Below are 24,869 nucleotides of genomic sequence, written 5' to 3'. Positions count from 1 at the left end.
AAATAAATTATGAAAACAATAGGAATAATTACATATCATCATTATTATAATTACGGTACAATGCTGCAGGCTCTTGCCTTGCAGGAAAAGGTAGAACAACTAGGCTATCAGGCAGAGTTAATAGATTTTAAACAAGATAATTCTCTATCAAGATATGAAATGCTTAAATTAAGAATAAAAAGAATGCCAGTGTATATTAAAGAAAGAAAAAAATATCGAGCGTTGGCTGATTCGAGAGAAAAAATAAAGGAAAAGAATGAATTATTTGAACAGTTTTATAAAACATATTTGCATGTAGGAAAAAAGAAATATACAACCACACAGCAGTTAATGGAAAATCCACCAGTATATGATGGATATGTAGTAGGTAGTGACCAGACTTGGAATCCTTTTGTTGCGAACTCGCCGGAAGCATTTTTTTTACCATTTGTTGAAAACAAATCGAAAAAAGGCAGTTATGGTCCGAGCTTAGCGGTAAAATCATTATCTGACGAGAAAGAAAAGGAATATAGAAAAAAATTATCTAATTTTTCCTTTTTATCATGCAGAGAGCAGGATGGAGCGCAATTGTTAAGCCGTATTACACAAAAAGAAGTTAAATGTGTATTAGATCCAACATTGTTATTATCTGCTAAAGAGTGGGGAAAATATTGCGAGTTTGAGATACCTAAAGAGCCATATATTTTGGTTTATTTTTTGGGAGAAAAATCAGAACATAGAAGGGCTGTAGAAAAGATACAAAAATTAACAAATTGGAAAATAATAAGTCTTCCGGCAGCATATTTAGAAATGGAAAATAATGATTATAAAAAAGTATGGGGAGGTCCTAAAGAATTTTTATCATTGATAAGAGGGGCTGCTTTAATTTGTACAGATTCATTTCATGGAACTATGTTTTCGATAAATTTCCAAAGAAATTTTTTCTCTTTTTGTAAAAGCAGTGATTCAGAGGAATCATCTGAAAATTCCAGATTATATAGTGCTTTAAATATCTTTGGATTATCAAATAGAATAATTCATAATATGGATAATTTGACTGCAGAAGATATTTCTATAGATTACAAAAATGTGATTCCGATTTTGGAGGAACAGAGAAGGGATTCGATTGAGTATTTAGAAAACATGTTATTCGAGATGACGAAAGGATAAAAAATGAAAGTTGCTATTCGGGATGATGATACATCATATTTTACAAAACCTAAAGATTTACAAAGAGCATATGATTTTTTAAATGAGGATGATTGTGTATCTCTTTCAGTTGTGCCGTATACGGTTCCAGTTCATAGAGATGATGTGTTTCCATATGGAAAAGAAATTGGAATGGGATATTATGATATAGCTGAAAATACAGAATTATTAGAATATTTAAAGAAAAAATATAAACAGGGAAAAGTTGATATATTGTTACATGGCTATTCACATGAATATCAGCTAAGTGAAAACAAATGGCTTGCTGAAATGAAATGGAAAAGTAGTAGTCAATTAAAAGAGGAAATACCGAAAGGAAAAAAACATTTAGAGAAATTGTTAGGTATGAATATATCAGTATTTGTTGCACCTAATAATAGTATTGATAAAAAAGCTATTTCAGTATTAGAAGATCTTCAAATGAATTACTCTGGCATTATTGGGGTGAGAGATAGAAAAGTAAATTTAAGATATATATATAATTTTATAATTCGTTGGGGATTTAGGATAGTAAAAAAAGTACAGTATCCAGGTATTATGAACTATGGAAAGCATAAAGAACTGAATGCATATACAATAGATAATTATGAACGGCTGATTTATGAGTACCATATTTGCAAAGCAAGAAAAGTGCCATTTGTTATATATACTCATTATTGGCAATTAAATACAGATGAAAAAGCGAAAAAGTTAATTAAACAAATATATAATTATGTAATTAAAGATGGTGCAGAAATAGTTCCTTTAAGTGAGTGTTTTAAATAATATGATAAATTTTGATTTTAAAGAAAAATGTTACTCTTGTTCAGCATGTGCAGAAGCTTGTCCAACCAAAGCAATATCATTTGATGAAAACATACATCCAGAAATTGATTTGCAAAAGTGTATTAATTGCAATAGATGTGAAAGAGTATGTATTGAATTGAATAAACCTGAAGATATAGAAGAACTGAATTGTATTGAGGGATATATAGTTAAAAACAAAAACAATGAAATCAGAAAAGTAAGTTCGTCAGGCGGTGTTTTTTTTCAAATAGCACAAAAAGTATTAGAAATGGACGGATATGTTTGTGGTTGTATATATGATGACAAGTTTATGCCCAAACATATTGTTTCTAATGAGATAGAAATTTGCAAAAAAATGATGGGATCAAAATATGTGAAAAGTGACTTAAATGATTGCATAGTGAAAATCAAGCAGATTGTAGAAAAGGGAAAAATAGTACTTTTTTCAGGAGTCCCATGTCAAGTTGCAGCAGTAAAAAAGTGTGTTAAAAGTGATAAATTAATTACGCTGGCAGTTGTATGTCATGGATCTATAGAACGTAAAATATGGAAAAAATATTTAGCTGAAGAGGAAAGAATGAGTGAAAGTTCAATTATTAAAGTGTCTATGAGAGATAAAACAAAAGGATGCTTAAATTATGGATTGAAGTTTCAATTTAAGAATGGAACTGAACATATAACGTTTAGAAAAAATGATGGTTACTTTTTGAAATGCTTTACAGATGGTTTGTTTGAAAGAAATAGATGTTTGAGTTGCGAATATAAGGGACAGAATATTATGAGTGATCTATTGATAGGAGATGCGTGGGGAATGGAAAAAGTATGTCCCGAATTTACAGATAGTCTTGGGTGTTCGGCAGTATTAGTGTTGACTGAAAAAGGAAAAAAAATTTTTAATGAAGTAGAAAAATACTTTTTAATTAGAAATGTAGATAGCCAAGAAATAATTCGTAATAATCCAAGAATTATATTACCAGCGCCACGAAATACTTTTCAGAAGAGTTTTGAAAAGAAGTTAGAAAAATCAGATGCGAATATTCATTTCTGGACAGAAAAGTATGCAAAACCAACTATTTTGAATCGTATAAAATGGAAAGTATTGGGAGGAGAAAATTAAAATGTTTAGTATAAAAAAGATGTTGGTAGATTTATATGATAGTAGAACAGCTCAGTCATGTAGTGCTTCTATTGGAGATATAATGAATTTAAGAAGAAATGTAGAACATAATCAGTTTCTAGCTACTACGAGGTATTTGGATATAAAGGATTATGTGGAATATAATAAACAAACATTTGTATGGCAAAATACGGTTAGTAGGGCAGCATATGGTAATAAACATCGGGAGGAAGATGGGAACATGGCTTTCTCAAAATTAATTACATCATATCAAAGCAAAGGATATGATCCGAATTCTTTATTTATAGTAGATAAGGATATGAGGCTTCTCGATGGTAATCATAGAATGGGGATGAATTTATATACAGATCAACATAAAATAAATGTTCGAGTTTTGAAGAGAAAAAGCAAAAATCCAGGTAATTTGGATTGGTATTTACAAAAGAAAATATCGGCAGATTTTTTGAAAAAAGTCTATAATGCATATTTACAAATACAAGAATGGTTAATTGAAACGGGAGATACTTTTTGTTGTATTGTGCCTGAAAATGAAAAATTATCCGAATTGGATTTAATGGTTAATATAAAAAGTGTACACAGATATAGATTACAGAGTCCATTATTCGTGGGGGGCATAAAGCTTAATCAAGCAGGAAAACTTATACAGTTTACGTTAGATGAACCAGAATACATGATTGAGGATAGTAAAGCTGTATCAAAAAGGATAAGAGATATAAAAAATATTTTGGAAATGAGATATGGTATGGAATTTGTTTCACAAATTTATTTTTCACAATCTTGTCTTGAGGGTAAGGAAATTTTTGATAAAGTAAAGAACGATTTTATAGAATAAAAGTGAGTGGATTAAATGGAAAAGTTTATATTGATAGCCACATGTACATATGTAAAAAATGAATAAAAGAATAGTGTCATCATTTGTTAAAATAGGTATAAAAAATTGGAATAAATTGAGAGAGTATCTTAGAAAATAGACTTGAGGTGATTTTAGATGAAAAAACTGATTTTAATAGGAGCTGGTGGACATGCAAAGTCAGTTGCAGATTCAATTAATAAATCAGAATATGAATTATGTGGATTCATAGATAGCAACAAAAAAGGTATGCATATGGGATTACCAATCTTGGGTACGGGACTTGAAGATATTCTAAATTGTGAAAAATATAGTTATTTTGTTTCTATTGGAGATGTTGGATACCGTAAGTTATGGTTTGACAGAATTAGAGAACGAAGATTGAACATAATCAATATTATTGATTCTTCAGCAATTATATCGGCCAGTGCAAAAATGGGAATAGGGAATTTTGTAGGTAAAATGGCAGTAATAAATGCTGATGCAGAGATAGGAAATAATAATGTTATAAATACAAAGGCTTTGATTGAACACGAGTGTAAAGTGGGTGATCACAATCATTTATCAACAAATTCTGTTATAAATGGAAATGTAATTGTAGGAAATAGTGTTTTTTTGGGCAGTTCATCTGTGTGTAACGGTCAATTGAAAATCGGTTCCAATGCAATTATTGGTTCAGGTAGTGTGATTATTAAAGATATACCGGAGAAAGTAACTGTAGTAGGTGTACCTGCTAGAGTTATAAAGAGGAGAGATTAGAAATGAGTGATATTCAAATTGTTGCAGAGATTGGCTGCAATCATAATGGAAGTGTTGAATTGGCAAAAACAATGATGAAAAAAGCGAAAGAAGCTGGAGCAGATGCAGTTAAATTCCAAAGTTTTGTGCCAGAAAATCTTGTTTCAAGATATGCCCCTAAAGCCGAATATCAGAAAAAAAATGATGGAAATGGTTCACAGCTAGATATGTTAAAAAAATTGGCATTAACGGAAACTGAATATTTGGAATTGGTACAGTATGCTTCTACTTTAGATATTCAGATTTTTTCTACGCCATTTGATTTTGAATCTTTTTCATTTTTGCAAAAAATCGGTCAGAATATATGGAAAGTACCATCAGGAGAGATTACAAATCTTCCTTATTTACAGAGGGTAGCAGCAATTGAATGTCAAAATAAACAAGTAATTCTATCAACAGGAATGTCTACGATTGATGAAGTTAAATATGCAATAAATGTTTTGCAACAAAGTAAAGACACAAGTTTTACGGTATTACACTGTAATACACAATATCCAACAGAGCCGGAAGATATGAATTTGCTTGCCATGAATAAGCTTCAAGAATTAGCACCAGATTGGAAAATCGGACTTTCAGATCATTCAGAAGGAATTGTTGCTTCTCTTGTGGCGGTTGGATTGGGAGCTAAATTTATCGAAAAACATTTTACTTTAGATAAAGCTATGCCAGGACCTGATCATAAAGCGTCTATTACACCAGAAGAACTAAAAGAATTGTGTGTAGGTGTGCATAAAGCTGAAATTATGCTTGGAAATGAAACGAAAGAAGTGACTGAATCTGAACGAAGCAATATATTCGTTGCAAGAAAATCTATTGTAGCAAAAAGAAAAATCATGAGAGGTGAAATGTTTTCCGAAGAGAATATCACTTGTAAAAGACCAGGAAATGGAATTTCTCCGATTCATTGGTATGAGGTGTTGGGGAAAGAAGCTGAAAAAGATTTTGAAATAGATGAATTGATTTCTTGTAAAGGAGTGAATAGAGAAGATGAATAATTTAGCAATAATACCTGCAAGAAGCGGTTCGAAAGGCTTGAAAGATAAAAATATAAAATTATTAAATGGAAAACCTTTAATTGCATATAGCATAGAAGCAGCGAAGAAATCAGAGATTTATTCACACATATTGGTTTCTACGGATTCTGAAAGATATGGCGAGATTGCAATACAATATGGAGCAGAAGTACCTTTTTATCGATCAGAAGAAAATGCATCAGATGTAGCGTCATCATGGGATGTTGTAAAAGAAGTATTGAAAAAATATCAGGAGATGGGAATTGTATTTGATACATTTACGCTTTTACAGCCAACATCTCCATTGCGAAAGTACGAAGATATAAAAAAAGCTTATGAATTATTTAAAGAGAAAGATGCAATAGCGGTTGTATCAGTTTGTGAAATGGAGCATTCGCCATTGTGGAGTAATACTTTACCAGAAAATAATTCGTTATCCGGATTTTTGCGGGCAGACAGTAATAAACAAAGACAGAAATTAGAAACGTTTTATAGGATAAATGGGGCAATTTATATGGCAGATGTGAAGGCTTTTTTGGAAAATACAAATCTGTATAGAGAAGATTGTTACGCATATAAAATGCCGGCAGAGCGCAGTATAGATATAGATACAGAACTTGATTTTAAAATTGCCGAAACTATTATAAATCAGTAAAAGAAGGTTAGTATGGGAAAGTATAGAGTAGCGTATGCGACTGGTTCAAGAGCAGATTATGGAATAGTAAAAAATTTTTTAAGATTATTAGATAATGACAAAGCTATAGAGTTTTCAGTATTGGTTACAGGCTCACATTTGGAAGATAAGTTTGGTCACTCTGTAGATATAATACGACAGGATGGATTTAAAATCGATTTGGAGATTCCGCTAAATATAGAGAATGACAGTAATGCGAATGTGATGCATTGCATGGCAACAGCTTTAGATTGTTTTGGAAATTATTTTGAAAATAATAAATTTGATTTATTAATTATACTTGGAGATAGATATGAAATGATGGCGGTTGCGATTGCAGCAGCTATGCAAAGAATCCCAATTTTGCATTTACATGGTGGGGAAGTTACATATGGCAATTATGATGAATTTATACGTCATTCTATTACCAAAATGAGTCAGTATCATTTTACCAGTACAGAAGAATATAGAAAACGTGTAATACAGTTGGGAGAAGATCCTAAAAGAGTATTTTATCTTGGGGCATTAGGGGCAGAAAATTGTTGCAAGATAGATGAAGAGAAAGTAATTGAAAAAGTAAAAGAACTTATTCCACAAAAATATTGGGTTGTAGCTTTTCATCCCGAAACACTAACTGATGTGAAAATGGAAGATCAGGTGAAAGAAGTATTGACTGCATTGCAGGAAAATATGAATGGAATGAGTGTTATTTTTATGGGGACGAATGCAGATACAAAATCTGATATCATACGTTCTTCATGGCTCAATTATGTGGATGAACATGAAAATGCGTATTATTATGAAAACTTGAATGTAGATTCGTTTTTATATTTAGTAAAAAATTCTGTGGCATTAATAGGAAATTCTTCATCTGGAATTATTGAAACACCGTCATTAGGAAGGTATACAATTAATATTGGAGATAGACAAAGAGGACGAGTACATGGTAACAGTGTTATTGATGTCACTTGCGACAGTAGTATGATCGGTCAGGCAATGAAAGAGATTACCGGGAAAAATGAAAAAATAATTAATCCGTATTATGTAGAAAATACTGCAGAAAATTATTATAAAAAGACAAAAGAAATTTTAGAAAATGGAACGTCCATTTTAAAGGAATTTTATGATATAGTCTAAAATTCAGTAGAAACAGAAGTGTAAAGCAGGAGGTATGCGAATATGAAAATTGCAGTTGCAGGAACTGGATATGTGGGATTATCCATAGCTACTTTGTTATCGCAACACCATGAAGTGATGGCAGTAGATATTATTCCAGAAAAAGTAGAATTAATAAACCAAAAAAAATCTCCAATTCAGGATGAATATATTGAAAAATATCTGTCAGAGAAGAAATTGCATTTAACGGCAACATTAGATGCAAAATCAGCGTATAAAGATGCGGACTTTGTAGTTATTGCTGCTCCCACAAACTATGACAGTAAGAAAAATTTCTTTGATACATCAGCAGTAGAAGCTGTGATCAAGTTGGTTATTGAATATAATCCAGATGCGATTATGGTTATAAAATCGACAATTCCAGTAGGATATACAGCAAGTATTAGAGAAAAATTTCATTGTGACAATATTATTTTTAGCCCTGAGTTTTTGCGTGAATCTAAGGCATTGTACGATAATCTATATCCGTCAAGAATTATTGTGGGAACGGATATTCAAAATGCTAGACTTGTAAAGGCTGCGAATACATTTGCCGGATTATTACAGGAAGGTGCTATTAAAGAGAATATTGATACTTTGATTATGGGATTTACAGAAGCGGAAGCAGTGAAGTTATTTGCTAATACATATCTGGCTCTCAGAGTATCATATTTTAATGAGCTTGACACATATGCCGAAATGAAAGGATTGAACACACAACAGATCATTAACGGTGTGTGTCTTGATCCAAGAATTGGATCACATTATAATAATCCGTCATTTGGATATGGTGGTTATTGCTTACCAAAGGATACTAAGCAGCTTTTGGCTAATTATGAAGATGTTCCACAGAATATGATGTCTGCTATTGTTGAATCAAATAGAACCAGGAAAGATTTCATAGCAGATCGTGTTTTACAGAAGGCAGGGTATTATGCTTATGAAGATGAAAATACTTATGATGCTTCTATGGAAAAAGAGGTTGTGATTGGTGTATATCGTCTTACTATGAAATCAAATTCAGATAATTTCCGCCAGTCTTCTATACAGGGAGTTATGAAGAGAATCAAGGCTAAAGGAGCATCTGTTATTATTTATGAGCCAACATTGGAAGATGGAAGCACTTTCTTTGGAAGTAAGGTTGTGAATGATTTGGATAAATTTAAGGAGCAGAGTCAGGCAATCATTGCAAATAGATATAATGATTGTTTAGATGATGTGAAAGATAAAGTATATACAAGGGATTTATATAGACGGGATTGATACTATTTTGTATGGAGGAAGTAAATAATGAACATAGAAATGAATGAAACATACGCAAGAGATACTTCAACCGTATGGGAACATGAGATAATTAGTTCTGCATTGGATTTGAAAGAATGGATTAAATATGAAGGTGCGAAATATCCAAAGAGAACATTAGTGGGGGGGGGTATTTCCGCTAACGGAAAACGATGCTATTTTTAAGTATCAAAAAAGACTTAGAAAAACGGAATATTACCTTAATACTGGGAAAAAATGGATGTACTATTTGAGCTTGGTCAAATTAAATAGATTAAGATTTAAATATGGTATGAAAGTTAGATTGAACAGTTGTGGAAAGGGGTTATGTATAGTTCACTTAGGCTCTATTATAACTAATGGAGATGTTGGTGAAGATGCAAGGCTATTTGTAAATTCTGCAATTGTATCAAATGGTGGTGGCGAAAGAGAACCAAGACTTGGAAATCATGTTACATTATTTACAAATGCAGTAGTATGTGGAGATGTCAAAATAGGAAACAACAATATTATAGGGGCTAATTCTGTTGTGACAAAAAATTTTGAAGAGTCCAATATTATTATTGCAGGAACACCTGCAAAAAAAATAAAGAATAGATTGTTAGAATAATAGAGAATACAATGATAAGAATGGGGAGATTGAAATGTGTGGAATAGTTGGTTTTACTGGAACACAGCAGGCAGCACCTATTTTATTAAATGGTCTGTCTAAATTAGAGTACCGAGGGTACGATTCGGCTGGAATCGCTGTGCGAGATGGGGAGCGTTTGGCACAGGTGGTTAAAGCCAAGGGAAGATTAGGCAATCTGATTGAAAAAACAGATGAAGGAAAAGCACTGATAGGAACATGTGGAATCGGACATACACGTTGGGCAACACATGGAGAGCCAAGTCAGATTAATGCACATCCGCATGTATCTGGAAATTGTACAAGATCAGGTTCTGGAGAAGTAGAATCAGAAGTAGTTGGCGTACACAATGGTATTATTGAAAATTATACAGAACTTAAAGAAAAATTATTAAAGCATGGTTATACTTTTTACAGTCAGACTGACACAGAGGTAGTAATTAAACTAGTGGACTATTATTATAAGAAGTATAATCTCGGACCGATTGATGCGATTGCAAAAACGATGGTTCGTGTGCGTGGTTCCTATGCCCTGGAACTTATGTTCAAAGATTATCCGGGAGAAATTTGGGTAGCAAGAAAAGACAGTCCAATGATTATAGGAGTGGCAGACGGAGAAACCTATGTAGCTTCTGATGTCCCGGCTATTCTGAAATATACAAGAAATGTTTATTACATTGGTAATCTGGAATTTGCCAGATTGACACCTGGAGAAGCTCATTTCTTTAACCTTGATGGGGATGAGATTGAAAAGCAGACAACAGAAATTAAGTGGGATGCTGAAGCAGCAGAAAAAGCAGGATTTGAACACTTTATGATGAAAGAGATCCATGAACAGCCGAAAGCAGTTCAGGATACTTTAAGTTCTGTCATAAAAAATAATGGTATTGATTTATCATCAGTTGAGATTACAGAAGAGGAAATTCAGAAATTTGAACAGATATATATTGTTGCATGTGGTTCAGCTTGGCATGTTGGAATGGCAGCACAGTATGTGATTGAGGATTTGGTGGATGTTCCTGTAAGAGTGGATCTTGCATCTGAATTTAGATACAGAAAAATGCCAATAAATAAAAACTCGTTGGTTATTGTTATCAGCCAGTCAGGGGAAACAGCGGATACTTTAGCAGCTTTGCGTTTGGCAAAGGAAAAAGGTATAACAACTCTGGCAATCGTAAATGTTGTTGGCAGCAGTATTGCTCGTGAGGCAGATAAAGTATTTTATACTCTTGCTGGTCCGGAAATATCAGTGGCAACGACAAAGGCTTACAGCGCCCAACTTGTAGCAATGTATTGTCTTGCTGTTCAATTTGCTAGAGTTAGAAATACCATTACAGAAGAGCAGTATGGCAATTACATTACTGAGTTATTGACAATTCCGGATAAGATTCAGAAAATCCTGCAGGATAAAGAAAGACTTCAATGGTTTGCTGCGAAATATGCGAATGCTCATGATGTGTTTTTTGTGGGCAGAGGAATTGATTATGCAATTTCTCTGGAAGGCAGTTTAAAGCTGAAAGAAATTTCTTATATTCATTCTGAAGCATACGCAGCCGGGGAATTAAAGCATGGTACGATCAGTCTGATCGAGCCAGGAACGTTAGTAATTGGTGTATTGACACAGAGTGATCTTTACGAGAAAACCATCAGTAATATGTTGGAGTGCAAGAGTCGTGGTGCGTATTTGATGGGATTGACAACATATGGAAAATACGAGATTGAAGATCAGGTAAATTTTGCAGTTTACGTTCCGAAGATAGATGAACACTTCGTAGGAAGTCTGGCAGTTGTTCCGTTGCAGCTAATGGGGTATTATGTCAGCGTGGCTAAAGGGTTAGATGTAGACAAACCTAGAAATCTGGCAAAAAGCGTTACTGTAGAATAAGATATGAATACTCTGGCACTGGTGGTTGCCAGAGTATCAGTATAATATGATTGGATTGACACGAAAAAGGAGAAAGTATGAAGGTATGGCTTAAAGCAGGTGTGATTATATTTTATGTTTTGGGATATTGTTTTTTGAGAAAACGTATGCGGAGGGATATTGTCAAATTATTTAAAACATATATGCTATTTATGATTTTCTTGCTTTCGCTCTTGCCGGAACCGTTTATGCTGAAGCATTTAGGGGTAACGCTTCGGGCGGATACCTTGGTGCTATGGATGGCAGGGATAGAGGCAGTGGATGCATGGGATGAATATAAAAGAGAGAAAAATAGAAATAAAAGCAATCATGGCAGTGGTGTAAAGAAAAATGGGAAGAACAAAAAAGAAACCAGGGTATGATCAGAACAGAATAATGGAACAGTTCCAGAATTGTATTGTAGAGGCATATACTTCGGGAGTGGCTGATGGATCAGGTATTTCGTTAAGGCAAGTATCAGAAGAGTTTGGCATTACATTGATGAAAACACGAAAAATATTGATTACTGCAGGCGTATATCATACTGAGAACAGTGAGCAGATTAACTTAATGCGAGAGCAGGGAATGAGTATTACAGAAATAATGAAGGCAACTGGTTTGAGCAAGTCATCTGTACATTCCTATCTGCCATATACCAAAATGATCTATAATGTAGATGAACTTAGTCTTTACGCAGAACGTTGTAGAATGTATAGAAAAAGAAAGCAAGCTGTTGAGCAATTACAGATATGTAAGGGGGCTTCCTTAGAATGTGTGGAAAATTATTTGTGGAGTACGATTGAAATTTTTTCAGGATATTCCTTTACAACGGTAAAAGGATTACGATTTCGATATGCCGTAAACGGAAATGAAATACAGATTAATCGAAAGAAAAAATCTATAACGAGAAGTAGTGTGAAAGTTGCTTTAAAAGCGACGTTAGAGAAGAACGAAAATATAAGCGGACCGAAAAAATTAGGAGTATTCGGTGCCAGTTATTTGTATCCGATGTTCTTGAGATTTGGATTGATTGATACAGAAAGGAAATTGAATGGACATTTACCAGATATGGACAACATATAATAAGCAATGGTCAAGATATGAAATATTGGCTTTTACAGGAGTATTGATACTGGTATGTACAGCGATGGCAGTGTGTGTACATAGAAAGAAGTTGAATATAATTCAGGCAGCAGCAGTATTGGCGTTGGTGGTGTTCCTGGGAATTGTATTTGGATCAACTGTATTTACCAGGACGGGAACTATTCGTCAGTATGAATTAGTACCATTCTGGTCATGGAGAGATATTATTCGCTACCATGATTGGACGTTATTAAAAGAGAATTTGCTGAATTGCATATTGTTATTACCTGCCGGAGTCCTGCTTCCCATAATTGCAAATCATAAAGTGAAGTGGTATCAGGCTCTGGCTGTAGGAATATTGGTATCAGCAATAATAGAGTTCAGTCAGTTGATTTTTATGCGTGGTTTATTTGAATGGGACGATATGATTCATAATGGACTGGGATGTATGCTTGGCAGCATGGTAACGAATTATATAATGAATGTATGGAGAAAAATAAATAAGCCCCGGTTGCTATTTGCCGGGACTTATGATGCATGGTGCGAGATCTGTTTCATCTTTGGTAATTTTATCGTTGCATGGCATAGAAGAGTATTGCAACAGTAAAGATAGTTCTTGCGCGTATTTTTCATTTGGAACAGGTGGTTGAATCATATTGATGGGTATATTATAGAACGTTTCTGGTGTTGTCAAAGCTCGCTCAATATTACTTTTGAATTTTAGGTCTAAACCGGAATGATTCATAAAAGCATTTAACTGTTTCTTAGAAATTGTAATTTCATCACGATATAATCGAAGCAATCCACTGACATAACGCTGCTGTTCTTCACTGAGTTCCGTAGAACTAAGGAAGACCTTATGTATAGTAGGAAAACGCTTACTTCCAGAAGCTGAAGTGATGCCGCACCCTATGGCTCCGATAAATGAATGGATGTTAAGCTGAAGATGATTAAAGGCAAGCGTCCATATATCTCCGTACTCGTAAGAAACTAAATTGCAATATATGCATCCGACTCGTGAGATTACCATATCTCCGGTGTATGATTTAGTGCGTGATATGTTTGTGTCTGGATCAGGCTCGCCAGTATAGAGTTCCAGTGATGCTTCACATGGAGATGGAGCATTACGGTTTTTGAAATCAAGTTCACCATAAACAAGTTCGCCGTTATTTTTTTCATCTGTACTTAAAAAATAGATAAAGTATTTTTTGAAATAGCCTCTATATGAGGGATCAGAAGTGTCATAAATCATCAGGTTAGAGGAAGGATCTGGTAGTTTTTGTGAAAGCTCAATATTCTTCATGAGAGAGGAAAGGCTAATATCCAGTCCGTCACATATATTGATTAAAGTAGAAAGACGTGCTGAGGAGGGTTTGGCAAAAATATTTGAAATAGTACCCTGAGATACCGCAGCGTCTTTTTCTTTACACAAAGATTCTAGTTTTTTCTGAGTGATGTTATTCTGTTCCATGTATGAACGGATATAAGAAACAATTTTTTTTACATATTCTTGATTATTCATCGACAATCCCTCACTTTATTATGTAATTCTGTTTCAGTTCTATTATAGAATTAATGCGTTACACTGTCAATCATTAAAATAATAGGCGTATTAAAATATTAATAAAATGGTGTAACCAAATATCAAAAAATAAGTAAATGTGACGGAAATAAAGAAAGATTTTACAAAAACTTTAAGCAATATTGACATTTATTACATATGGGAGTATAATCAAAAAAGAGACTTCCCCTTTAGGGAAAGTCTCTGCAATAACTGGAAAATCAATAAAGTTGTTTTATTAACCAACTATTCTGATTTATGAGATTGTACCAGAATCTCATCCTGACATGAGCCATTATCTATGACTATACCACATTAAAGTGATAATATATAGGCAATGTGAACATGACATTATTCATTTTACTTCAGAAAACATTGGATGTCAAGCACTTTATTGAAAAAATCACAAGGAGGTGTAGGACAAAAATCCAATGAAAGCGTTAAAAAATCAGCAATACTATAACAGAAACATGGAGAAAGTACACTGTCAGTGTAAGTAGAGGTATACAGCTTTGAGAGGTAAAAATGAATTAAGGACGAGAATGTATAATGTACGAGTAGGGGACAAAGTTTGGGTAGACGGACAGCCCGCCTTTTCTGTAAAAGGTGGAGGAAACAGATTTGATGTCTACACCATGAAAGAAATGATTGCAGCATTTTACGGAGAAAACTGTAAGTGCATCATTATTAAACAGAGTGGTAGAAAAGTAGTAATTGAATAAAGAAGGATAATCGCTCGGACAAGAGCTATCCGCAATGCGAGATAAGCCGGAGCAGAATGGTATGGGTATGCCATTTTGCTTCGGCTTATTTTTTGCCACAAAAGAAGTGGATGACAAATGAAAAAACAGATGAAACAGATGAAAAATATAAACATAATATTTGACAAAAAGAACATATGTTCGTATAATATAAGCATCGCTACCTTGGAAATGCTAAACAATCTATTGTTGTTGGAAAACTTGGTCGGCTTTGACTTTCCCTTTAGCTGGCTTTCTGCTGAAGGAGGCTAATATGCAAAAAGTTGACATTATACCAGTTGCGTGCCCAACATGCAAAAACAAAAGATTATTTGACATTGATTTACATACAGAGGGAAACATACAGATAAAATGCCCAAAGTGCAGATCAATCGTTAAAGTAAAAATGCATAGACAAGAAATTCATACTGAGCAAATCGGGATATAGAATTAGTCTATAATCACCTACGCCTGATGAATATGGGATGTTTATTAAAGGACAACAACCATATCATCAGGCGTTTTTATGTCCGCAAGAGGGAGGTGAGTCGGTTTGACAGATGAAGAAAAGAATATCTTTGGGAATCAATTAAGGGAACGGAGAAATGAATTAAATCTTACAACACAGAAGGTTGCTTTAGATGCGGAGGTAGGAGAGTCAACTTACAAACGGTTAGAGGCTGGCGATGGAAACCCTCGTTTAGATACACTGGTCAGAATTGCAAAATGTTTGAAAACCGACTTAAACTCTGTGGTGCCGCAGGAACATTTATGTAAAGATTCTGGGATTTGGCAAATAGTACGAAAGTTGTTAAGCATGGATAAAAAGAAAATGAATAAGGCGATAAAAGCAATTCTAGCAATGTTGGATGCAATGTCTGATGATTAAAGGTTATTGAACTTAGAGTAATAAGTCAATGACCTTTATTTTTTTGAAAAAGACAATAAAGGAGCTTTTATTAGATGAGAAAATTATATAAAATTGTTGTATGTTTGATTCATGAACGATAATGAATAATAAAATAGATACTAACGGAGGGTATGTTAAAAATGGGAAGAACAAGTGATTATACTAAGCAGGTGCGTAACGAAGAATGCGAGAACACTGTTGAAACAAAGAAAAGCTCTAAAAGTTTCACAGATATAAAGAGGATGTTTGCAAAAGAACCAATGACAGCGGAGCAATTTGGAATATATTTAGGTGAATGTAAAGCAGCGGGAGATTTTATAAGTGATAAGACAATCAAAAGATATATCGAAAAATTATGCAAAATGAGTGACGGGAAAATAACACCTCGAAATTTATGAAAACAGTAGACGGAACAGATGTTTATATTATTCAACCGGAAATACAGGAATTATTAGTTGCAATGTTCGATACAGATTTTTTTGGTGCAAAGGGGAAACCCAAAGCGGGAATTGACGTGAAACAGCGTCTGCGAGCTCAGCTTGCAGAGAATGTTGAAATATATTTGGATGAAGATATAAAGAAACAGGTAAAATCAGCACCACAGTTTCTAAATGCAAGGTTGGAGGATATTCTAACAGAGAAAATAAATAATGAAGTTCGTGGTATGTTTGCTACAATGCAGGACTCAGATGATACTATTCAATATCAGTTGATGTTAGAAACTTTAGACCGGTTGGTTGCTATCAGAAAGTGGATGAATGAGTGGAATGCCAGAATAAACTTGATTAAACAGGAATTTGCTAAAACAGAACAGGAAAAACAGGACGCTAAGAACAAAACAGGGTTATTTAAGCATAAACAGCTTCAGGATATATTAATTGATGTAATTTCCAACTTATTGGAAGGAAAAGAGTACGAATATATATCTGAGGAAGAGGAAATATTTTATCCTACTTTATATGCTGCTAGTAAAATGTATGATATTACGGCAATGCCAGGAAACGAATTGACACTATGGTTACAGGAAGTTGAAGAAAACATATCAAATTTAAAAAGATACAAATATATTCGAAGAAAAGCAAGAGCTTTGTTCGACGAGAATGATCATTTGGAGAAAAAGATATTAGATTCGATTGATAAAATTGCAAGGACACAGTTGGTATCAAATGAAAGTGATATGACACCAGAACAGTATGAAAGATTAGTCAGATTTACAGAAGATGCAAGTATGGAAGAAAAGCAAGAAATTTTGTGTAAACTTGAACAATCAGGGAATCTTACATTGGATGAGCAGACTTTAAAGGAAATAATGGACATTAAAGATGCAGTAGAAAAGAAACAAGAATATGGAATGCTTTAAGGCTGGACAGATTATATTTTATTAGTGTCTGGCAAGATGGATTGTGAATGGAGCGGTTTAGCTATATAATAACGCCATAGTCAATAAGGAAAGGAGATTTGGAATATGGCATATAGCAATGCGGAAATTTACGATAGAAATAAGTCGGAAGCTGAAAGAGAACAGAAACTCTTGAGTAAGCTGAAGCGAATATCTGCAAAGGGTAATAATGCGGAGGTAAAGCAAGATCGAGATGGAAACTGGATTGTATATGAAGTGAAAAAAACAAAGGCTATTGTCTGAAGTGGCAGACGATAGGGCTAAGCGGAGCCTGAGTAATTTGATGCGTGTTCATCAAATTATTCAGGCTTTTTGTATGTTGAGGTTCATATATGGACTGTTTTAGAAAAAATTGGTCAGTATGTGGTACTGAGGTAGGCGAGTTGATTCGGTAAAATATAATCATCAAAAGAGAGGAGGCAATAAAATATGAGCCGAGAAGAATATCTGGAATTTATCACACATCAGCCTATGACGCAATGGGAGATTTTAGTTTCCTGTTGGATGAAAAGTCTGATAAAGCTGAAAACACTACGGTAGAAAATGAAAACATGAACGCTGATTAATCTGCGTGCAGGGAGTGCCCTGTATAGCTGATTGATACATAAAGCAGCAAGGAGAGGCTTCGCAAGTCGCTCGGTATAAAAAAAACCGGGCAGATCGGAGTCTTTTTTTGCTGCTTTTTTATCTGCTGACAGCCCGGAGCCGAAAGGCAGAAAGGCGGTTGTCATGCTGACACTTAGAAAACTGAAAGAAATGGTGGAATCTCCAAAGAAAGGCGAAAAGAAACCGAGCTGTAAAAGTTTACGGGAGGGGAAATACCCGGTTGTTGTTCAGAAGATTATTAAGAACGAGGTAGGCGTAGTCACGATCACTGTTTATAAGAACGGATATGTGGTCTATCAGGCACAGAATCGGGTAACAGTATTTCCTATCGAAGATATTTCCGGTTATCGCTATTCTTCTGTGGCTGGAAATGGATATGGATGTAATCTGACGGAATCTTACTTTGAAGAGGCTGAGTGGTATCTGCGTTTTGTTCTTCGAGGAGAAGATCGCCTGAGCATCAATCTGGATAGCTGCAATCAGAAACGCTGTATTTCTTTATCTTCTGCTATGGAAGAAATGCAGCTTGGAGAGAGTGTGGCACCGGACATGGAGGAAATGATTGTTCAGCAAATGATGACAGAAAACATGATGGATATGCTGACGGATAAGCAGAAGGAACTTATTTATGCCCTTTATTTTGAGAAACAGACTTATCAGGAATACGCCGATATTCATGGAATCAGTTCAGCAGCAGTCAACAACATGAGAAATAAGGCAGTTGCCAAGCTGAGAGCCAGTTTAGAAGAACTCGCAGAAAGTAATGAGAAAAAGAAACTGAGAAAAAAATAAAAAAGTTTGCAAAAGGGGGTTGGTAAACACCCTATGCCGAGCTTTATAGGTGAAGGGTTAATTCTTCAAAAAGAAAAAGCCCGGACTTGTACCTTGACAATTTCATATAGATAGCAAGAGGGGATACCCGGAAACTCAGCTACGCATAATAATCAGCGGCCAGGATTCGGAGAGAACGTGAAAGAGAAACGGCTGAAAGGCACTTTTACAAGGAACGGCCTCTTGCGGCTTAAATGCTTGATCCTTATTAAAACTGTTATTTCCATTTATTGGAGATGACAGCAGATACCATGTGGCGGTGCTTCGCTTAGTGCAGGTGCCGCCATATGCATGTGCTGTTATCTTTTCAGAAATGTACAGGTATCAGTAACAAAAACATCGGGAGGTGGTTCCAATGATTGAATAGTGCAGGTACAGACCTGCTGAAAAGAAAAACGATGATAAGTGAAGAAAGAGAGGATTAAGTCAAAATGAAAATGAAGTTCAAAAGATTCTTATCAGGAGTCATGGCAGTTGCTACATTAGCATCTGTAATCGTTCAGCCGGTAGCTGTTTCAGCATCGGAATTAGAACCGGAAGAAATACCGTTTGAGCAGCAGTATCCGGAATTAAAAGAGGTACAGGATTCGCTTGATCCAGATGAAATTGTAGCAGCAAATGACATTGAACTTGCCTATGGACAGGAATTTGAAGTGGAAGTAGATCTGTCCGGTATTGACGGAGTGGATGAGAGTAAAATAAAAATCATGTTCCATGAAGCAAAAAATGAATCCGGAGCTGATTTCGATACACATACACCGGACACCTACAAGGCAGTATATGCGGTAGAGCCGGTAAGTGGTCATCCATCTTACAGAATCAGCAGAAATATCACTGTAAAAGAACCTGAAACAGAAATGCAGTCAGAGAGTTCTTCTGAAATTACAGTGGACGATGATAGTGGCACTGGAGATACAGAGCAGAGTGATGACGATTCAGAGTCGCACCGGGAAAACACAGTTGATACGAAAACTGAACTTACGGTGCCTGAAGTGCTGGAACAGGCAGAGACAAATGGAATTGATCTGTATGCAATGGATGCAGGAGAAACCGTAACCTTTATGGCTTCTGCAGGAAATGCAAGAAGTTCACAGCAGGTTTCTGTTACAAGGGGAACCATGTATCGTTACGCAGATTATGGATATGGTAGTTACCTTACTTATCAGTATACTGTGAAATTTGGTAATGTATCTGCCACAGCATACTGTGTACAGCCATCAAAACCAGGACCAGGAAGTGGAACTTATACAATTAATAAGGTGGGAGATGGAAAAGCACTTGCTAAGGTATGTTATTATGGCACAAAAGCTTCTGGAGATGATGGATTTTTCACAGAAGAGAATGGATACGGCAATTTAAGTGCCGGAGCCAGATTTATTCTGGTACACCTTGCAGCATCTTATGCAAATGGTAGTGGAGACGCTTTTTCAGGTGCAAACAGCACTGCACAGAATCTTGCAAAGAAACTTTATAATTATTGCGTTTCTCAACCGGATATTCCATCAGTGGCAATGTCTTTTTCAGATGCAAACGTAAAAGCCTATGTAGAGGGTAACAGTCAGAGAACAAAGGATATAACATTTAAGGCAGATGCATTACAGACAATTACTATGAAACTCCCTGCAGGTGTAAAACTTCATAACCTGTCAACAGGAAAAACAAGCAAAGCTGGAGCAAATGTTGAAATCTGCGGTGGTACGAAGTTTTATCTATCAGCACCACTGACACAGGTAAGTGATGTGGCAGAGAGTTGGTCTACAACAATGAAAGGAAGCATTACTAAAGATTATTCAGCTTATAAGATTTCTACAGGATCTGGAAATCAGGATCTGGCATTGGTGTTTGGTGAAGGCGTGGATGATGAAAAATACGTGGATTTTAAAGTATCCTGGATTGAACTTGCAACTGTAGAAGTTATGAAGAAAGATTCAGCAGCAGATGTAAACCTTGCAGGAGCCGTATTTGGTATTTACAGTGATGCAGATTGCAAAAATCTGATTACTACAATGCCGGAAACAGACAGCAATGGCAAATCTTCTGCAACGATTGTAAAAACACAGGATACGGTATATCTGAAAGAAATCACAGCACCGAAAGGTTATGTGGTAAATACAACCGCTTACAATGTGAAGCTGGTAGCAAGTAAGACCACGACAACAACGGTACCGGATAAAGAGCAGCTTGGCGAACTGACTGTATATAAAGAAGGACAGGTTCTTGCAGGGGCAGATGTCAGCGAGAATGGTACAGTATTCCAGTATGAAAACAGACGTCAGAAAGGTGCTGTTTATAATGTATATGCAGGAGAAGATATTATCTCTGCCTATGGTGCGAAGATTTACAGCAAAGGCGATCTTGTGAAAGAAAACCTTTCGACAGACGAAAACGGTGCTTGTATCCTGAAAAATCTGCATCTTGGAACTTATGTTGTCAAAGAAATGCAGGCACCGGAGAACTTTTATAATGCTGGAGAGGAAAAGACAGTTACACTTTCCTATGCTGGACAGAATGTGGAAGTAGTCTTTTCTGATGTGACATTCACAAATGACAGACAGAAGGCAGATGTGAGTGTTGTAAAGAAAGACAAGGATACCGAAAATCCGTTATCTGGAGGTGTGTTTGCCCTGTATGCTGGCAGTGATATTGCCAACGCAGACGGAAATGTAGTAGTGAAGAAAGGCACATTGATTGAAAAATTAACGACAGGAGCAGATGGAAAAGCGGCATTTAACGCAGATCTTCCGATTGGATTTTCTTATGTAGTCAAAGAGGAACAGGCACCACAGGGATATTTGAGAAATTCTAAAGATGTTTATACATTTAAGTTCTCATATACCAGTGACAGTGAGCCAAAAGTTTCATTCACTCATACATTTGTAAATGAGAGAGTCAAAGCAAAGATTTCTCTGGAAAAGAGAGATGCGGAAACAAAACAGGCGGTTGCACAGGGAGATGCGACACTGGAAAAAGCAGTTTATGGACTGTACGCTCGTAATGATATTGTTCATCCGGACGGTATTACCGGTGTGATCTATAAAGCCGGGGAGCAGGTTGCTACTCTTACAACAGATAAGAATGGACAGGCTTCTGTAGATGGCTTGTATCTTGGAGATTACTATGTGAAAGAGATTAGTCCGTCAGTGGGTTATCTGGCAGACGAAACAGAACATGATCTGGTCTGCAATTATGAAGGCGATCTGGTAGCAGAGGTTAAACGTGACTGCACTTCACTGGAGCAGGTAATGAAACAGCCGTTCCAGATCATCAAAGCAGCCAATAATGGAAAAACAGACGCTGATCTGCTGAAAGGTGCCGGATTTACGGCATATCTGGAATCTTCCCTGACAAAGAAAGCAGACGGAAACTATGAGTTTGCTTCTGCAACACCAGTTGTGATCGGGGAAAATGGTGCAACAGAAATGTTCACAGACGAAAAGGGTTATGCTTGCAGTATCGCACTTCCATATGGAACTTATATTGTGCGTGAAACTACAACTCCTCACAATTATACTCCGGTAGATGATTTTACAGTGCGTATCACAGAGAATAATCCGAACCAGCCACAGACGTGGAGAGTACTTCTGGATGATGAGTTTGAAGCAAAGCTGAAAATCATCAAACAGGATGATGAAACTAAGAAACCAGTATTACAGAAAAATACAGAGTTTAAGATTTATGACCTGGATCATAAGAAGTATGTGGAGCAGGTTACAACCTATCCGACAACGGTTAAGCACAAATCTTATTTTACAGATGAGCAGGGATATTTGATTCTTCCGCAGAATCTGAAAATCGGAAATTACCGTATTGAGGAAGTGAATGCCCCGTTCGGTTACACATTGAATAAAAATTATTATGAGGTAACAGTTGATTCTAATACTGCATATCAGATGGATGGAACTTCCGGGGATGTGATCATTGAAGCAATTTATGAGAACCATCCAGTTAAGGGAGAACTGACTATCGTGAAAAAGGGCGAAGTTCTGGACGGATTCAAGGATGATTTTACATATCAGACAGAAAATCTGGAAGGAGCAGAGTTTGCCATTTATGCTGCGGAGGATATTTATACCGCTGATTTCCAGAAAGATGACAATGGAAACCGTATTCTGGAATATGCAGCCGGAACACTTGTAAAAACTGTTACAACCGATAAAGAGGGAAAAGCGGTCCTGAAGAATCTTCCACTTGGAAGTTATAAGATTGTGGAAACGTCTGCGCCAACAGGATTTGTTTTAAACAGCGAAGCACAGACAGTCACTTTTACTTACAAAGATCAGGAAACACCTGTCATTGAGCAGACAGCTACTTTTGAGAATGAACGCCAGAAGGTAGAAATTTCGGTGGAAAAACAGGATGCTGATACAGAAAAAGCAGTTGCAGGGGCAGAATTTGGACTTTATGCGAAGAATGACATAGAAGCTCATGGAACTGTGATTGTGAAAGCAGGCTCACTTCTTGGAAAAGCTGTTTCCGGAGAAGATGGAAAGGCTGTATTTACACAGGATCTGCCATTTGGAGAGTATTATATCAAAGAACTGGCAGCACCGAATGGCTATGTATTTTCAGATGAAGTTCTGGAAGTAAAGGCAGAGTACCAGGGACAGGAGGTTAAGGTCGTGCAGTTATCTTCTGTACTTAAAAATCAGCCTACAAAAGTTGTGGTTTCCAAGTCTGACCTGACTACTGGCGTGGAATTATCTGGTGCGACTCTTACGGTACTGGACAAAGATGGAAATGTAGTTGATACATGGAAGTCTGTAAAAGGTGAGCAGCATATGATTGAACGGCTTACTGTAGGGGAAACCTATACTCTCAGGGAAGAAATAGCTCCTTATGGATACCTCAAGGCAGAAGAGGTCACTTTTACGATTGAGGATACTGGGGAAATCCAGAAAGTGGAAATGAAAGATGATGTGCCGACAGGAACGATCATCATCAATAAAAATGGAGAGTTTCTGGATAAAGTAACGGCATTGGATTCTGTTGGAGGATGGATCAGCCATTTATTCCAGTATGTAACAGGCAGTCTGAAAGATGTTACCTTTGAAGTATTTGCTTTAGAGGACGTGAAATCTGCTGACGGGGAAAGTGAAGATTATTATAAAAAAGATGAACTGGTAGCAACCATTACAACGGATGATACCGGCATTGCAAAGTTATCCGGACTTCCTCTTGGCAAATATTATGTCAAAGAAAAAGCTACAGTGGATGGTTTTGTACTGGATAATGAGGCAAGAGAGATTGACCTGACATATCGTGATCAGGATACTGCAGAAGTCACTTACTCTGCTGACTGGCAGAACAATCGCCAGAAAGCGGAAGTGGAAGTTGTGAAAAAAGAGAAAGATTCGGATCGTGTACTGGAAGGTGCAGTATTTGCCCTTTGTGCCAAGAATGATATTACAGGAGCAGACGGAAAAGTTATTCTGGAAGCGGATACTGTGATTGAAGAACTGGCAACGGATAAAGAAGGAAAACTGACTTTTACAGCAGATTTACCGATTGGTTTTGAGTATTATATCAAGGAAACTTCCCCGGCACCTGGATTTGCAACGACAGATGAAACACAGGAGTTTACATTTGAGTACGAAGGTGCGGAAAAGGAAAAAGTATTTTATTCATTTACTTTTGAGGATGAACCGACAGTAATTGAGATTACCAAGACTTCCCTGACAGATGGAAAAGAGCTGGAAGGTGCCAAGTTACAGGTAACTGATGAAAGCGGTAAGGTTGTAGATTCCTGGATTTCCGGTAAAGAAGCTCATATCATCAAAGAACTGGTAGTCGGACAGAAGTATACCCTGACAGAAACAAAACCAGCAGATGGTTTTGTGACAGCGGAAAGCATTACATTTACCGTTGAAGATACCGTAGAAGCACAGAAAATCGAGATGAAAGACGATGTTACCAAGGTAGAGATCTCCAAGACGGATATTTCCGGTAAGGAACTGCCGGGCGCAAAACTGACAATTCTCGACAAAGACGGTAAAACGGTAGAGAGTTGGACTTCTGAGGAGAAACCGCATTACATTGAAATGCTTCCGATTGGGGAGTATACACTTCGGGAAGAATCTGCCCCTAATGGTTATCTGATAGCTGAGGACGTGAAGTTCACAGTGGAAGATACCGGGGAGATTCAGAAAGTTGTGATGAAAGATGAGGTAAAACCGGAAGAAACATCAACACCGGAAACACCATCTACACAGGTAACAGATACACCGAAAACCGGAGATGATACACATATGCTGCTTTGGATTCTGCTTGCAGTAGCAGGTATGGCAGGTGTAGTGTCAGCGGTATGGGTGGCAAGAAAGAAGAAATAA

The 24,869-nt window shown here is 36.1% G+C and carries 23 protein-coding genes; 22 read left to right on the top strand and 1 reads right to left on the bottom strand.

All coding sequences use genetic code 11. The annotated features are described in order from the left end of the window. Window positions 1-9: 9 nt before the first annotated feature. From DXA18_RS10555 to DXA18_RS10490, 15 genes are all read left to right on the top strand, one after another. Entirely contained in the window at window positions 10-1,149 is a 1,140-nt protein-coding gene (locus DXA18_RS10555) for a polysaccharide pyruvyl transferase family protein (protein WP_055282580.1), read from the top strand. Between the two features lie 3 nt (window positions 1,150-1,152). Continuing rightward, window positions 1,153-1,953, top strand: a complete 801-nt coding sequence (locus DXA18_RS10550; RefSeq protein WP_117636408.1) for a DUF2334 domain-containing protein — start codon at window positions 1,153-1,155, stop codon at window positions 1,951-1,953. Between the two features lies 1 nt (window position 1,954). Beyond that, window positions 1,955-3,091, top strand: a complete 1,137-nt coding sequence (locus DXA18_RS10545) for a Coenzyme F420 hydrogenase/dehydrogenase, beta subunit C-terminal domain (protein WP_117636409.1) — start codon at window positions 1,955-1,957, stop codon at window positions 3,089-3,091. 1 nt (window position 3,092) lies between these two features. After that, window positions 3,093-3,944 carry a hypothetical protein gene (locus DXA18_RS10540; RefSeq protein WP_118383845.1) on the top strand — a complete coding sequence of 284 codons (852 nt, stop codon included), beginning with the start codon at window positions 3,093-3,095 and terminating at the stop codon, window positions 3,942-3,944. Window positions 3,945-4,100: 156 nt separating this feature from the next. After that, a complete protein-coding gene (locus tag DXA18_RS10535) occupies window positions 4,101-4,721 on the top strand; it encodes an acetyltransferase (protein ID WP_117636411.1) in 621 nt (206 codons plus the stop codon). Between the two features lie 2 nt (window positions 4,722-4,723). Then, window positions 4,724-5,755 carry an N-acetylneuraminate synthase gene (gene neuB, locus DXA18_RS10530; RefSeq protein WP_117636412.1) on the top strand — a complete coding sequence of 344 codons (1,032 nt, stop codon included), beginning with the start codon at window positions 4,724-4,726 and terminating at the stop codon, window positions 5,753-5,755. Further along, window positions 5,748-6,428: an acylneuraminate cytidylyltransferase family protein gene (locus DXA18_RS10525; protein WP_055282569.1), complete on the top strand. Its 681-nt coding sequence runs from the start codon at window positions 5,748-5,750 to the stop codon at window positions 6,426-6,428. The genes neuB and DXA18_RS10525 overlap by 8 nt, the downstream gene beginning before the upstream one ends. A gap of 12 nt (window positions 6,429-6,440) precedes the next feature. After that, window positions 6,441-7,583, top strand: coding sequence for a UDP-N-acetylglucosamine 2-epimerase (gene neuC / locus DXA18_RS10520; RefSeq protein WP_117636413.1), 1,143 nt, complete (start codon window positions 6,441-6,443; stop codon window positions 7,581-7,583). A 42-nt stretch (window positions 7,584-7,625) separates the two neighbouring features. Beyond that, entirely contained in the window at window positions 7,626-8,864 is a 1,239-nt protein-coding gene (locus tag DXA18_RS10515; protein ID WP_117636414.1) for a nucleotide sugar dehydrogenase, read from the top strand. A gap of 27 nt (window positions 8,865-8,891) precedes the next feature. Continuing rightward, window positions 8,892-9,068 (top strand): hypothetical protein, encoded by a 177-nt coding sequence (locus DXA18_RS15665; protein WP_158567122.1) that lies wholly within the window; start codon window positions 8,892-8,894, stop codon window positions 9,066-9,068. Window positions 9,069-9,123: 55 nt separating this feature from the next. After that, window positions 9,124-9,492, top strand: coding sequence for a hypothetical protein (locus DXA18_RS10510; RefSeq protein WP_055282561.1), 369 nt, complete (start codon window positions 9,124-9,126; stop codon window positions 9,490-9,492). 34 nt (window positions 9,493-9,526) lie between these two features. After that, window positions 9,527-11,395 carry a glutamine--fructose-6-phosphate transaminase (isomerizing) gene (gene glmS, locus DXA18_RS10505; protein ID WP_117636416.1) on the top strand — a complete coding sequence of 623 codons (1,869 nt, stop codon included), beginning with the start codon at window positions 9,527-9,529 and terminating at the stop codon, window positions 11,393-11,395. Between the two features lie 134 nt (window positions 11,396-11,529). Then, window positions 11,530-11,796, top strand: coding sequence for a hypothetical protein (locus DXA18_RS10500; protein WP_158567121.1), 267 nt, complete (start codon window positions 11,530-11,532; stop codon window positions 11,794-11,796). Beyond that, on the top strand, window positions 11,765-12,496 hold the full coding sequence (locus DXA18_RS10495; RefSeq protein ID WP_117636418.1) for a helix-turn-helix domain-containing protein: 732 nt from the start codon (window positions 11,765-11,767) through the stop codon (window positions 12,494-12,496). The genes DXA18_RS10500 and DXA18_RS10495 overlap by 32 nt, the downstream gene beginning before the upstream one ends. Then, a complete protein-coding gene (locus tag DXA18_RS10490; protein ID WP_118383843.1) occupies window positions 12,465-13,103 on the top strand; it encodes a VanZ family protein in 639 nt (212 codons plus the stop codon). The genes DXA18_RS10495 and DXA18_RS10490 overlap by 32 nt, the downstream gene beginning before the upstream one ends. Here the strand turns inward: DXA18_RS10490 and DXA18_RS10485 are convergent. Further along, window positions 13,011-14,018: a helix-turn-helix domain-containing protein gene (locus tag DXA18_RS10485; RefSeq protein ID WP_117636420.1), complete on the bottom strand. Its 1,008-nt coding sequence runs from the start codon at window positions 14,016-14,018 to the stop codon at window positions 13,011-13,013. The genes DXA18_RS10490 and DXA18_RS10485 overlap by 93 nt on opposite strands. A gap of 581 nt (window positions 14,019-14,599) precedes the next feature. On the opposite strand from DXA18_RS10485, the gene DXA18_RS10480 reads away from it, so the two are divergent. The 7 genes from DXA18_RS10480 (at window position 14,600) to DXA18_RS10450 (ending at window position 24,869) form a co-directional block, all read left to right on the top strand. Next, window positions 14,600-14,779, top strand: a complete 180-nt coding sequence (locus DXA18_RS10480) for a hypothetical protein (RefSeq protein WP_117636421.1) — start codon at window positions 14,600-14,602, stop codon at window positions 14,777-14,779. Between the two features lie 571 nt (window positions 14,780-15,350). Then, entirely contained in the window at window positions 15,351-15,686 is a 336-nt protein-coding gene (locus tag DXA18_RS10475; RefSeq protein ID WP_029730825.1) for a helix-turn-helix transcriptional regulator, read from the top strand. Between the two features lie 161 nt (window positions 15,687-15,847). Beyond that, on the top strand, window positions 15,848-16,105 hold the full coding sequence (locus DXA18_RS10470) for a hypothetical protein (RefSeq protein ID WP_118383842.1): 258 nt from the start codon (window positions 15,848-15,850) through the stop codon (window positions 16,103-16,105). After that, a complete protein-coding gene (locus tag DXA18_RS10465) occupies window positions 16,102-17,067 on the top strand; it encodes a hypothetical protein (RefSeq protein WP_118383841.1) in 966 nt (321 codons plus the stop codon). The genes DXA18_RS10470 and DXA18_RS10465 overlap by 4 nt, the downstream gene beginning before the upstream one ends. A gap of 105 nt (window positions 17,068-17,172) precedes the next feature. Beyond that, on the top strand, window positions 17,173-17,349 hold the full coding sequence (locus DXA18_RS15660; RefSeq protein ID WP_155961773.1) for a hypothetical protein: 177 nt from the start codon (window positions 17,173-17,175) through the stop codon (window positions 17,347-17,349). Window positions 17,350-17,835: 486 nt separating this feature from the next. Beyond that, window positions 17,836-18,504, top strand: coding sequence for an RNA polymerase sigma factor (locus DXA18_RS10455; RefSeq protein ID WP_118383839.1), 669 nt, complete (start codon window positions 17,836-17,838; stop codon window positions 18,502-18,504). 470 nt (window positions 18,505-18,974) lie between these two features. Further along, entirely contained in the window at window positions 18,975-24,869 is a 5,895-nt protein-coding gene (locus tag DXA18_RS10450) for a SpaA isopeptide-forming pilin-related protein (RefSeq protein WP_118383838.1), read from the top strand.

It is taken from the genome of Dorea sp. AM58-8 (assembly GCF_003464045.1).
In the GTDB taxonomy this organism is placed as follows: domain Bacteria; phylum Bacillota; class Clostridia; order Lachnospirales; family Lachnospiraceae; genus Claveliimonas; species Claveliimonas ammoniilytica.
This window is presented reverse-complemented; position numbering and strand designations above follow the sequence as displayed.